Here is a 12,428-nt window from a genome sequence, read left to right on the forward strand (position 1 = left end):
GATGCTCTGTCGCTGTTAAATAACCGGAACGTCTCTTTAATTCTTTTAGATGTAACAATGCCGGAAATTGATGGCTTTGAGTTTTGCCGCACCATCCGCAAAATTGAAAAATTTAAGGAGATTCCAGTGATCATGCTGACGGCCAAGGATGGCTTAATTGATCGTGCCAAAGGACATATGGCAGGCACAAATTACTACCTCACCAAACCCGTGGATCGCGACGTCCTGTTAAGTACGATTGAGAAATTTATCTAGTACTGGCTGCTATGGACTACCTAAAGTTGCGATCGCAGGGGCTGAGCTGTGTCCTGCCTTTACCAGTGGTGGAAGAACTGATCAATTTGCCGGAATTGGCGACGATACCGGAAGCGCCTGTTGACATTATTGGTGTTATGAATGTGCGAGGCGAGTTGGTGCCGGTGATGCATCTTGGCTGCCGTTTGGGAATGACTCATCCCCGATGCCAAGAAACCGATGTTGTCATTTTAATGGCTGCCTGCGGGCTACGGTTTGGTGTGCTGGTTAACCATGTAGAAGATGTGGTAGCGATCGCCCCTGAGGATCTATTGCCGGAACCAGATTACGGTCATCTGAGTGCCGTGAATACTGCCTTTGTGGCGGGGGTGGCACGGGTGCACGACGAGTTAGCCATTGTCATCAACGTGGAGAGGCTGATTCGCGAACCCGCCGCCGTGGCAAACTTCGCCTCATCTGTTAGTGAACCAGACCTTGAATCTTCTGCCTACCATGATTTCTATGCCCGCTATTGGCCAACGGCAACACCTGCCCAGCAAGCCCTCTTAAAAGAGCGGCAACAGCATCTCAGCCGGAGCCATGAGCAAACAAACGAAGCGGATGAGAGGCTGAGCGTGGGGGTATTTGAACTGGCAGGAGAGCTATTTGCGGTTCCGGTTACGGAAATTCAGCAGTTTATTGATCTTGACCGTGTTGCGCCCATTCCGGGGGCACCGCCGTTTATCGTGGGTCATCTACATTTGCAGGGGAATGTCATCCCGCTTCTTGATATTCGCGAACCACTGCGCCTTACGCGATCGCCCCTGCCCTTAAAAAAAGCAATGGTTGTCTCTGTCAACGCAATGATGACTGCTATTTTAATTCAGGACATACAAACGATTATGACCTACGACTATCAGCAAGTCCAACTGAGTTCATTTCTATCCACACATGATAATGGCCACGTTGGCTCAATTATTCAAGGAAGTAACGTAATTAAATTATTAAACCTCAAGCAGTTACTCAGCAAAATGATGCCATCCTTAGCAGCCGCTTAGGCAACATTGATTTATAGTTTGTTAGAGTTCCATAGTTGTAGGAAGTGTTCATGCGTATTCGCTATCAACTGTATTCCTTAGTTGGTGCTATTTCCTTTATGGCTTTGACCAGTTTAGGGGTGGTTTTATTCAACCGTGCTGGTGAAGAAGCTCTTGTGGTCAATGAAGCCGGTCTGGTGCGAGGAGGAACCCAACGCATTGTCAAGCTACGCCTTGCTGGAAATCCGATTGATGAGTTAGTCGCTCGCAACGATCGCCGGATCAATGCCCTGATCAATGGCGATGCCGAAATGGAGATTCCAGCGGCAAAGGATCCCCAGTTCCGCAACCTAATGTTACGGGTACAATCGAACTGGCAGCAGCTTAAACAGGAATTACAACAACCCCAGATCAATGTTGCCCAACTCACCCAAGACAGTGAAGATTTTTTTAAGCTCACGGATGAAGCAGTCAAAGCAGCCGAATTAGCCGCTAAAGCTAGTAGTCAAGGGGTTAAAGTCGCTGAAATTGTGATTATTCTCCTAGAAATTGCTTTAGTTGTAGTTGTTATCTTAATCATTAATCGAATTATTGTCTTATTGTCACGGCTGTCGAGTCAAATTGCCACCTCTTCCAATGAAACGGCTGCTGCCCTTGCAGAGCAAGAAAAAGTGATTGCCCAACAAGCGGCTTCCGTGAACCAAACAACCACCACCATGGAAGAATTAGGCGCCTCCTCCCGTCAGTCTGCAGAGCAAGCCGAAGCTTCCGCCGCTGGTGCTAAGCAAGCCATGGAGCTAGCCACCTACGGTAAAGATACGGTGCACCACACCGTTGAAGGCATTGACACCCTCAAAGGCAATGTCATGGCGATCGCCGAAAAAATTATGCAATTAAGCGAGCAAACCACTCAGGTGACTGCCATTTCCGAACTTGTTGCCGATATTGCCAACCAAACCAATATCCTTGCCCTGAATGCCGCCGTGGAGGCAGCCCGGGCGGGGGAGCATGGCAAAGGCTTTTCCGTGGTGGCACAGGAAGTGCGTAAACTGGCTGATCAAAGCAAGAAATCGGCAGAGAAAATTACTACCCTCATTCGCGAAGTGCAAGCGGCGATGAATGGCACCGTGATGGTGACCGATGAAGGGATGAAAGCCACCAACGAGTGTGCCAAGCTAGCCCATAGCACGTCCGAGACCTTTGCCACGATCGCCAACGCTATTGATGCTGTCCACCTCAACAGCCAGCAGATTGCCCTCAGTTCCAAGCAGCAGGCAGTGGGGGTACAGCAGGCTATTTCTGCCATGAATGCCATTAATTTAGGTGCCCAGGAAACCTCCACGAGTGTATCGCAAATTAAGACTGTTACCCAGCAGTTAGTCGAAGCCGCTGAGACATTGCAAAACTTGCTATAAGCCTATATAAGCCTATGTATATTGAAGATGATGAATTGCGCTCTCTGTATCAGGTTGCCAGCTCAGAGCACCTGCACGCGCTTGAGGCGGGGCTGTTGGCTCTGGAAACCAACCCCCAAGACCGCTCGCCCCTAGACCAACTCCTACGGGAAGCCCACTCCCTCAAGGGAGACTCACGGATGCTCGGGGTGACGGAGGCCGAAGCCATCATTCACCATATTGAAGAGATTCTCAGTCACTGGCGGCAGAATCGCCTTGTTCCGTCGCCACACCTGTTTGAGGGGCTATACCGTGCCCTAGATGCCGTCAAGAAAATTGCCCATGAAGCCGTGACCGGTGAGCCAGCCAATGTCAGTTCCTTTCATGTGGCTGCCGAGCTGTTGCAATTTCTAGAGGGCGCATCCCCGGCTCCTGACCCCCCAAGGCCTGCCGAAGCGGAAGTCGATGACTTAGATGCACTGATGAGTGCCCCCTCCTCAAGCCCCTTCCTTGAGGACTCCTCCGAAATATCGTCCCAAGAAGAGAGAACCACAGCACCGACAGCCACGGTGACTGGCCAGGATCACTATCGCATTGAGAGTGTACGGGTGGCCAGCAGCACGTTGGATAGCCTCATGACCGCCATCGGCGATTTAACAGTGACCCAACAGCGCATTGCTCGGCAGCAGGAACTCATTGTCGAGGGACTGGCGTACTGGGAGCAGGCGCAGGTTCACCTTCTTGCTAGCCAGCACTTACTTCAGCCCCATCCAGAATTGTTGACCCTGCGGCAGCACTACGATCACCTACGGCAGCAACTCGACTCCCTTGGGCGATCGCTACAGCAATTACAGGCACGCGCAGGTGTTGATGATGCCCACCTTACAGCGGTGGTCAATGGCCTTGAGAATGAGATCCAAAATTTGCAATTTTTGCCTTTAAGTACCATCTTTAACTTGCTGCCGCGGGCGGTGCGAGATATTGCTAAGGAGCAAAAGAAAGAAGTACAACTGGTGATTGAAGGCGCGGAGGTCATGGTTGATCGCCGCATTCTCGAAGGCATGAAAGACCCCTTGACCCACTTGGTGCGCAATGCCTTAGACCATGGGATTGAACTGCCCCAAGAGCGACAGCAACAGGGTAAGCCTCCCCAAGGCACCCTCACGGTGCGGGGACGAACTAACGGGAATGAAGTGGTGATTGAGGTGATGGATGATGGTCGTGGCTTAGATCATGACGCAATTAAACAAACGGCACTCCAGCGGGGGTTGTATAGTGCCGACGCCTTGGCAGCAATGAGTCGGTCTCAGGTCGAAGCCCTGATTTTTGCCCCCGGATTTTCAACCCGTGCCCAGGTCAGTAGCCTCTCAGGGCGAGGGGTGGGGTTAGATGTGGTGCGGGCTAACGTCGAGGAGCTCAATGGCACGATTAATGTGATCTCGACCGCGGGGAAGGGGTGCTGTTTTCAAATTACACTGCGTGCCAATCGAGCCACTGTCTCGATCCTCACAGTGCGCCTGCACGATTACGTCTATGGTTTGCCGGTTGAGGCGATCGCCACCACGCTGCTGTTGCGCCACGAGGAATTAATCTTAGGGGGAGCAGAGCCAACCCTACTGTGGGAGCAGCAGCCGGTCAGCATCAGTTGGTTAGCAGATATTCTCAATCAAGAGGGGGGGATCCGTCACCAACCGCGGTATCCCTGTATAATTCTTCGCCATGGCGATCGCTATCGCGGGCTGATTGTGGATGAGATTGTGAACTTCCAAAAAGTACAGTTAAAACCCCATCATCCCTTCCTCAGCGGCATTCCCCACCTGTTAGGGGTCACTGTTCTGGAAACGGGAGACATTTGCCATCTGCTGAAACCTAGTGCACTGGTAACCGCAACCGGGGGCGATCGCCCCCAGCCCGGCACTGTCTTGAAGCCGCCCACAAAGCCACGGATCCTACTGGTGGAAGATTCCCTCCCCATCCGCACCCAACTGCGGCGAATTTTAGAGCGCTCAGGGTACGAGGTCACCACCGCCGTGGACGGAGCCGATGGATTTCAGCAGTTGCGCACTGGCACCTTCGATGCCATTGTGTCTGACGTTGAAATGCCTCAGCAAAGCGGCATTGAAATGACCCAACGCATTCGGCAACTACCGGAATACCAACGGTTACCCATTGTGCTGGTGACCACCTTAGCCGCTGCCAGCGATCGCCAACGTGCCCTTGCTGCTGGTGCCAACGCTTACCTCACCAAAGGAAATTTTGACCAAACCCTGCTACTCGATACCCTGAAGGAGCTAATTCATGAGCAAAACTAAAGTGGTTTTAATTGAAGACTCAGTCGTTGCCCTTGAGATTCTACAGCGATTGATTAACTCCTCCGAGGAAGTGGAGGTGGTCGGAACAGCCTTAGATGGAGCCTCTGGCCTAGAAATCATTGAGCGCACCCAGCCGGATGTCATCTGTACCGATTTACAAATGCCCGGCATGGATGGGCTGGAGTTTACTAAAGAAGTGATGAAACGCTTTCCCCGGCCAGTGCTAGTGATTAGTAATGCCGTACAGCCGACGGATGTGGACAATATCTATAACCTGATGCAAGCGGGCGCCCTAGACTTCTTCCCGAAGCCCACGACCGGCTCTGCAACAGATTACGAGCGCTTGAAACATACCCTAGTCACCAAAATTCGTGTTCTGGCCAGCAAAAAGACTCCCTAGGCAAGAGTTCGCGCTATCCTATCAGCAAGGTTTCTGGATAGCCTTGAATGCCCATCCGTGTTTTTTTGGTGGAAGATTCCCCCATTGCCCTGAGTATTCTCAAGCAACTCTTGCAGACTGCCCCAGATATCGTTGTGGTGGGAACTGCGGTCACCGGCAGAGAGGCACTGCTGCAAATTCCGGAGTGCCAACCTGATGTTGTCTGCACCGATCTCTATATGAAAGAGATGGATGGGCGAGAGTTTACCCGCCAACTGATGGCTCGTGCGCCTCGTCCTGTGTTGGTCATTAGCGTTGCCGTGCGTGAGGCGCAAACGGCGTTTGAACTGCTGCAAGCAGGAGCCACAGATGTCTTCCCAAAACCAAGTAGTGGCTTAATGGCAGACTACGACCGCAATGAACTGATCAATAAAATCCGGGTCCTAGCAGGGGTCAAGGTGTTTACCCGCCCCTTACAGCCGCGCCCTACCGTGAGTGCAGGGGCACCTGCCTACCTTCAGGCCACCGTTACCGCCAAGCAAGCGGCCATTGTTGGGATTGGTGCTTCAACAGGGGGGCCCCAAGCCATTGCTAAAATCTTGCAAGATCTTCCCGCCAGTTTTCCCGTGCCCATTGTATGTACTCAGCACATTAGTGTTGGGTTTTTGAGTGGCTTGGTGGCCTGGTTGGCACGAGAAACGAGGCTGCGAGTCACCATTGCCAATGCTGGCGATACGCCCCAGCCGGGGGTTGTCTATTTTGCTCCCGATAGCTGGAACTTAGAAGTGGATCGCCGCGGTAAGTTGAGCCTCAGTCCCCCTGTCGAGGGTGAACGCCATTGCCCATCCGTCAATGTGATGCTCCGCTCTCTCGCAGCGTTTTATGGTGAAGCAACGATTGGGGTGCTGTTAACGGGGATGGGGGATGATGGCGCAGCAGGAATGCAGGCCATCTCTAGAGTGGGGGGTATCACAATTGCCCAAGACGAAGCCACGAGCATCATTTTTGGGATGCCAAAAGAGGCGATCGCCCTTGGCGCTGTCAGATATATACTACCCATTGAACGGATAGGGACAGTTTTGGCGGAATTGGTAGCGGTTACCCAAGATCAATGAGTGGGTAGCTATTACACCATATCCGGCGTTGCTGAATAGACGTATGACTTTCGGGTTTGAGTCTTTTACCGGCCTCACCCACCATCGCTTAAAGCAGGTCAAGAGACGGAATTCGCAGGATCATGTTAGAGTTTTGCAGAATAGCTGTGTGATGTGGGAGTGAATCAATGGGTGTCTGCTGGCAACCTCTTCCTGTCCTTAGACTACACCGCGGTTTAACCCCAATGAACTGGCTGTGCGTTTAAGTGCAGATCATGAACTATTTTGCGTTTGCCCTGAAACGACGATTGGCAGCTCGGGTGGTGGCGATCGCCCCAATCGCCTTTGGGAGGATGCTTATTAGCTTAACCCCAGCGCACGCTGAGGTAATGAGTGCTGATCAGGTGGCTGCGATGTCTGTAGCGGCTGAGGTGGCAGTTACCCCAGCAAGCATCGCTGACCCCGCACCTGAGCCAAGCGTTGCCCAAGCACCGGCAGCGGCGGTGAGTCAACCAGCATTAATGCCGCTGAACCCCACTCCAGATGCGCTGGCCTTACCTACCGATGTGACCATTGATCTGACACAACCCCTGACCCTTGATCAAGCTCTTGAGGTGGCTATTCGCAATAACTTGGGGCTGCAAATTAGTGAGCTGCAACTCCAACGGGCGCGGGCACAACTCAATCAAGCCCTTGGCCAGCTTTATCCCACCTTTTCTTTCCAAGCGAGCGTGGGGCAAGCCACTCGCCCTAGCGGCCAGCCCGCCTACTTACCTCTTAATGTTCAGCAGCAGCTATCCCTGCAACAGCAGCAGCAACAACAAGGACTGCAACAGCTTACGGGTCAGCAACTAGAGGCCAGCCGTATCTTAGCCAACCAAGTGCAGCGCCTACAGCAACGCTTTCAAGGTTCGCAACTCACTACTTTTGCCGATCAACAAAACCTTGAGTTGCAGCAACAACTGCAACAACTGCAGAACAGTGCCACTCAAGCGGTGACTCCCTCTTCCTTTACGCCGGTTACGCTTGCCCCCGTTAACCAACTCAACGCCACCAACTTTTTTACCAATTTATTTGGCGCGACCGCAGGTGCAACCTCCAACGCTGCCTTAGTCATGAACTATACACTCTTTACCTCTGGCGGCCGGGCAGCATCGATTCAAGCTGCCCGGGATCAAGTCCGCTTTAGTGAGTTAGAAGTGCAGCGACAACTGGATCAACTGCTCTTGGACGTGAGCACGGACTACTATTTGGCACAGCAAGCGAAGGTACAGGTGCAAATTGCCGAAGCAGCAGTGGCCAACGCCCAAGTGACCCTACGGGATGCGGTTGCCTTTGAGCGAGCAGGTATTGGTACCTTGTTGGATGTGTTAACGGCAGAGGTCAGCCTTGCCAATGCCCAGCAAAACCTCAGCCAAGCCCGTAATTTAGAAGTGACGACCCGGCGACAGTTGGCACAACGGTTGAATGTGAACCAAAGCGTCGATGTGGCGATCGCCGACAGGGTGGAACCCGAAGGCCAGTGGCCTTTGTCTGTTGAGGACAGCATTCTCCTTGCGTTTGCCAATCGCGTTGAACTCGAGCAGCGGCTGCTCCAGCGCCAGATTGCCCTAAAAAATCGCCAAGTTGCCCTTGCGGCCATTCGCCCACAGGTCAGTCTGTTTGCCAGTGGCAATATGTTGGATCATCTCACCGATAGCCTAGATCCGCGCTTTGGCTATGGAGTGGGCATTCAAATGCAACTGGCCTTATTTGATGGCGGTAACGCCCGTGCCAGTGCCGCCCGGCAAGAAGCCCTTGCCGCCACTGCTGAAGCGCAGTACGCCAATCAAAAGGATATTATCCGCCTTGAGGTGGAAATAGCCTACATTAACCTGAAGGCTAACGAAACCAACATCACCACCGCTCGCACAGCCGTTACCCAAGCCACAGAAGGACTGCGGCTAGCGCGGTTGCGTTTTCAGGCGGGAGTGGGCACTCAGCAGGAAGTCACCAGTGCCGAAACAAACTTGACCCAAGCCCAAGGCAACCTATTGGCGGCCATTTTGAACTACAATCGCTCCCTAGCGGTTCTAAAGCGTGCCGTCGGCTATCCAGCGCAAACGCGGCTGAGCAGCGCCACTGTGGCACCCGCCGCCCAAGGGCAATGATAGGGTAAAGATACACGCAGTATTAGGTATTAGAAGGTAGCATGGGCGATCGCAAACGGGCATTAATTACAGGCATTACCGGCCAAGACGGGTCTTACCTGAGTGAACTGTTATTAGAAAAAGGCTACGAAGTCCATGGGGTTATCCGCCGCACCTCCACCTTTAATACCGACCGCATTGATCACATTTACGTTGACCCCCACCAAGAAACAGCCCGGTTGCGACTGCACTACGGTGATCTCACCGATGGCGGCACCCTACGGCGCATTATTGAACTGAGTCAACCCGATGAAATCTATAACCTCGGTGCCCAGTCCCACGTGCGCGTCAGCTTTGATGCACCACAATATACAGTGGAAACCGTGGCGATGGGGACGCTACGGCTTCTGGAGGCGATTCGCGAGTACCAAGACCGCACCGGCAACGCAGTGCGCTTCTACCAAGCCGGTTCCTCGGAAATGTTTGGGTTGGTACAGGAAGTTCCCCAACGGGAAACAACCCCCTTTTATCCCCGCAGTCCCTACGCCTGTGCTAAAGTGTATGCCCACTGGCAAACCGTGAACTACCGCGAAGCCTATAACCTGTTTGCCTGTAACGGTATCTTGTTCAACCATGAATGCATTCCCCTCAACACCCCCCTGATTGTTAGGATAAATGGCACCCTCAATGTAGTCACACCGCGAGAATTAATTCCCTTGCGCCGCAAAGGACCAAACGTTCAGCACTTTGACCTTGTGGGGGTTGAGGTCTGGGATGGCAGGGATTGGACAGCGGTGGTTGCTATCACAGCAACGAAACGACGGCAGGATGATCCTGACCATGAACTGTTAGCGATCCACGGGCGGGGTGGTGTTGTTACCTGTACAGCTCACCACACCCTGATTCGGTCTGATGAAACCGAATGCCGCGCAGACAGTTTGCAGATCGGCGATACCCTCCTGCTAGCGGAGTCAATGCCGCCAACGCCAGCGTGGACTGCGGTTACACCGGAAATGGGCGAGTTTTTAGGGCTGATGGCGGCTGATGGCTACATTCCGAGTGGCGATCGCACAGTTATTCAGTTCACGAATAATGACCCAAAGCTGCAACAGCGCATTGCCGAACTGTGGTCGCGGCTCTTTCTGGGCAATGCCCGGTTTTCAACTGGCACTTCAGAGTTTGACTGCCATCCCGTCGGTCAGACCTATCTCAGCGGCTCAGGGCAAGCAACAGTGAAGTGGCTGCGCAGTCAGTTATATTCGGATGACGGTTTGAAACGCGTCCCCCCCATCATCTTAAATGCCAACCCAGAGATCCAAGCAGCTTTCTTGGGTGGCTACTATGCTGGTGATGGCCTGAAGGCAGGAAATGGCGAAAGTATCCGAACAAATAGCCCCCTGCTGGCGCAAGGCTTATATTGGTTGTACGCGCACCAAGGCAGAACGGCATCGGTTTATCTAGAGCAGCGGCACGGCAGGAGCTACTATCAGCTCAACCTATCAACGGCTCAGCCGTTAGGGGAGAAGGGGCAGCACTTGCGGCAGCCCGCTGCCGAGATTCGTAAGATCGACGCGGCTGCCATCGAAGATGATGAATGGGTGGTGGATCTGGCGACGCAATCCGGACGCTTTGTGGCTGGKGTCGGTTGTGTCGTTGTCCATAACAGCCCCCGTCGTGGTGAAACCTTTGTGACCCGCAAGATTACCCGGGCAGTGGCGCGGATTGTGGCGGGTTTGCAGGACAAACTCTACCTTGGCAACCTCGATGCCCAGCGAGACTGGGGTTACGCCAAGGACTATGTGCGTGCCATGTGGTTAATGCTGCAACATCCCCAACCCGATGATTACGTTGTAGCCACTGGCGAAACCCACTCCGTCCGTGAATTCTTAGAGTTAGCCTTTGGCCATGTGGGGCTAAACTGGCAAGACTACGTCGAGTTTGACCCGCGCTATCTGCGGCCCACCGAAGTTGATTTGCTGCTAGGTGACCCCACAAAAGCAAAGACCCTGCTGGGGTGGCAGCCATCGGTGACCTTTCCAGAACTGGTGGCCTTGATGGTGCAGGCGGATCTCCACGCCGTTGGCCTCAGTTCCGATGCGCCCCAATCCACCTCGGAAACCGTGTTGGATGTGGTGGCTAACCGCCAAGCAATCAGCAAAGCAGATTAACGGTCAATCATGATGAGCCTAGCAGAAAAATATATTTTAGTAACGGGTGGCACTGGTTTTTTAGGCCGTCAAGTTACTGCCGAACTCATCCGCGCGGGTGCCGACTGCGATAAGATTACCTGCGTCGGTCGGCAGAAGTACGATCTGCGCCGCCTTGATGATTGTAAAGAGGCAGTGGACGGCAAACAAATTGTGATTCACCTTGCGGCCCATGTGGGCGGGATTGGCCTGAATCAAGCTAAGCCGGCAGAACTCTTTTACGACAACCTCATGATGGGGGCGCAACTCATTGATTGTGCCTATCGTGCTGGCGTGGAAAAGTTTGTTTGTATCGGCACCATCTGCGCCTACCCTAAATACACGCCGGTGCCCTTCAAAGAAAGCGATCTGTGGAATGGCTACCCTGAAGAAACCAACGCCCCCTACGGCATTGCTAAGAAAGCTCTGTTGGTGCAATTACAAGCCTATCGGCAACAATATGGCTTTAATGGTATTTATCTGCTTCCGGTTAATCTGTATGGCCCACGGGATAACTTTGACCCTGCCAGTTCCCACGTCATTCCCGCATTGATTCACAAGATTCATTCTGCCCAGCAGCGGGGGGAGACCGCAATAGAGGTGTGGGGAGACGGCAGCCCCAGTCGTGAATTTCTCTACGTGGAAGATGCTGCCCGGGGCATTGTCATGGCCACTCAAGCCTATAACGAGCCTGATCCAATTAACCTCGGCACCGGTGAAGAGATTACGATTAAAGACCTAGTAATGATGATTGCCCACCTGATGGATTTCAACGGCGAGATTCACTGGCAAACCGATAAACCCAATGGCCAACCCCGCCGTTGTTTAGATACGTCTCAAGCAGAGCAAGCGTTTGGCTTTCGTGCTCAAGTTTCTTTAGCAGAGGGCTTGCGGCAAACCATTGCTTGGTACCGTGCGTTACATCATCAAGGATAGGCGATAGGCTAGCGCAGCAGTACCTGCTTTAGCTAGGTGTTGCTGAATGTGGCTATGAATTCCCTCATCCCCAACCCTTCTCCCCAAGGAGACGGGAGCTAAGAGTCTTGTTCCCTCTCCTCTGGGAGAGGGCGGCAAAAGACTCAAACCCGAAAGTCATACGTCTATTCAGCAACGCCCTCAATTACTCATTGTTTAGTTGACTTCTCCCCTCCTTGAAAGAGAGGGGATTCCCAACGGATGCTGCGCAACGGGCTGAAGCCGCGTTGCTTCGCTTTTCCCTTGAGCTGTCACCCACAACTTAATGCGGGTGGGGGCAGTCAAAGACCCCCTACTCACCTCAAGCATTTCTGCTATTGGGACTACGTTTATGTTTCGGTTCGTGGTTTCGCGCTTTTAAACACTAGCCAATTCGATACGCTCAACTATCCTGCCATTGCTTGCAGTGGTTTAGGCTTGCCGCCAAAGCGGTAGTGACTTACTTGCCGGGATTTCTCCGTACTAGGATGTTTCTTCGCGTAGTTGATACGCCTACTTTCCACGAGATCTAGTTTAACACATAGAGAGGGCTAAAGCCCCCTGGGTTGGCTGTATCCCCTCGCTAAAGCGGAGGGGTTTTAGCCCGCCCACATCCCTCCTATAACGCCTGATGCACTAGCAGCAGTCACTGAGAAGCCCGCACGCTATACGTCAGCATGAGTGTCCGGAGTATGTCACTGAGAGCAGA

General features: G+C 53.0%; 8 protein-coding genes and 2 pseudogenes. All 10 read left to right on the plus strand.

Annotation, left to right across the window (positions count from 1 at the left end):
- Nucleotides 1–255, plus strand: a 255-nt coding sequence (locus L5470_RS08910; RefSeq protein ID WP_499499495.1) for a response regulator, incomplete at its 5' end; no start/stop codon positions are given.
- Between the two features lie 11 nt (nt 256–266).
- Complete coding sequence (locus L5470_RS08915; RefSeq protein WP_499499497.1) at nt 267–1,292, plus strand: chemotaxis protein CheW; 1,026 nt, start codon at nt 267–269, stop codon at nt 1,290–1,292.
- A 50-nt stretch (nt 1,293–1,342) separates the two neighbouring features.
- The gene (locus L5470_RS08920; RefSeq protein ID WP_499499499.1) at nt 1,343–2,686 is read left to right on the plus strand and encodes a methyl-accepting chemotaxis protein; all 1,344 of its coding nucleotides are present in this window, start codon (nt 1,343–1,345) and stop codon (nt 2,684–2,686) included.
- 14 nt (nt 2,687–2,700) lie between these two features.
- Nucleotides 2,701–4,977: a hybrid sensor histidine kinase/response regulator gene (locus L5470_RS08925; RefSeq protein WP_499499501.1), complete on the plus strand. Its 2,277-nt coding sequence runs from the start codon at nt 2,701–2,703 to the stop codon at nt 4,975–4,977.
- On the plus strand, nt 4,964–5,377 hold the full coding sequence (locus L5470_RS08930) for a response regulator (RefSeq protein ID WP_499499503.1): 414 nt from the start codon (nt 4,964–4,966) through the stop codon (nt 5,375–5,377). Before L5470_RS08925 ends, L5470_RS08930 begins: the two co-directional genes overlap by 14 nt.
- Before the next feature lie 47 nt (nt 5,378–5,424).
- The gene (gene cheB, locus L5470_RS08935) at nt 5,425–6,471 is read left to right on the plus strand and encodes a chemotaxis-specific protein-glutamate methyltransferase CheB (RefSeq protein ID WP_499499505.1); all 1,047 of its coding nucleotides are present in this window, start codon (nt 5,425–5,427) and stop codon (nt 6,469–6,471) included.
- Nucleotides 6,472–6,725: 254 nt separating this feature from the next.
- Nucleotides 6,726–8,600, plus strand: coding sequence for a TolC family protein (locus L5470_RS08940; RefSeq protein WP_499499507.1), 1,875 nt, complete (start codon nt 6,726–6,728; stop codon nt 8,598–8,600).
- Nucleotides 8,601–8,641: 41 nt separating this feature from the next.
- Nucleotides 8,642–9,217 (plus strand): annotated as a pseudogene (locus L5470_RS08945) (GDP-mannose 4,6-dehydratase); the annotation flags it as partial.
- Nucleotides 9,218–10,222: 1,005 nt separating this feature from the next.
- Nucleotides 10,223–10,747: pseudogene (locus tag L5470_RS08950) on the plus strand (GDP-mannose 4,6-dehydratase); the annotation flags it as partial.
- 9 nt (nt 10,748–10,756) lie between these two features.
- On the plus strand, nt 10,757–11,701 hold the full coding sequence (locus L5470_RS08955) for a GDP-L-fucose synthase family protein (RefSeq protein ID WP_499499509.1): 945 nt from the start codon (nt 10,757–10,759) through the stop codon (nt 11,699–11,701).
- The last annotated feature ends 727 nt before the right edge of the window (nt 11,702–12,428 follow it).

This window comes from Synechococcus sp. PCC 6717 (assembly GCF_022698185.1).
In the GTDB taxonomy this organism is placed as follows: domain Bacteria; phylum Cyanobacteriota; class Cyanobacteriia; order Thermosynechococcales; family Thermosynechococcaceae; genus Thermosynechococcus; species Thermosynechococcus lividus.

Excerpts from the sequence above, each read along its gene's own strand:
- L5470_RS08915 (WP_499499497.1), top strand. The coding sequence starts at position 267 with ATGGACTACCTAAAGTTGCGATCGCAGGGGCTGAGCTGTGTCCTGCCT.
- L5470_RS08920 (WP_499499499.1), top strand. The coding sequence starts at position 1,343 with ATGCGTATTCGCTATCAACTGTATTCCTTAGTTGGTGCTATTTCCTTT.
- L5470_RS08925 (WP_499499501.1), top strand. The coding sequence starts at position 2,701 with ATGTATATTGAAGATGATGAATTGCGCTCTCTGTATCAGGTTGCCAGC.
- L5470_RS08930 (WP_499499503.1), top strand. The coding sequence starts at position 4,964 with ATGAGCAAAACTAAAGTGGTTTTAATTGAAGACTCAGTCGTTGCCCTT.
- cheB (WP_499499505.1), top strand. The coding sequence starts at position 5,425 with ATGCCCATCCGTGTTTTTTTGGTGGAAGATTCCCCCATTGCCCTGAGT.
- L5470_RS08940 (WP_499499507.1), top strand. The coding sequence starts at position 6,726 with ATGAACTATTTTGCGTTTGCCCTGAAACGACGATTGGCAGCTCGGGTG.
- L5470_RS08955 (WP_499499509.1), top strand. The coding sequence starts at position 10,757 with ATGATGAGCCTAGCAGAAAAATATATTTTAGTAACGGGTGGCACTGGT.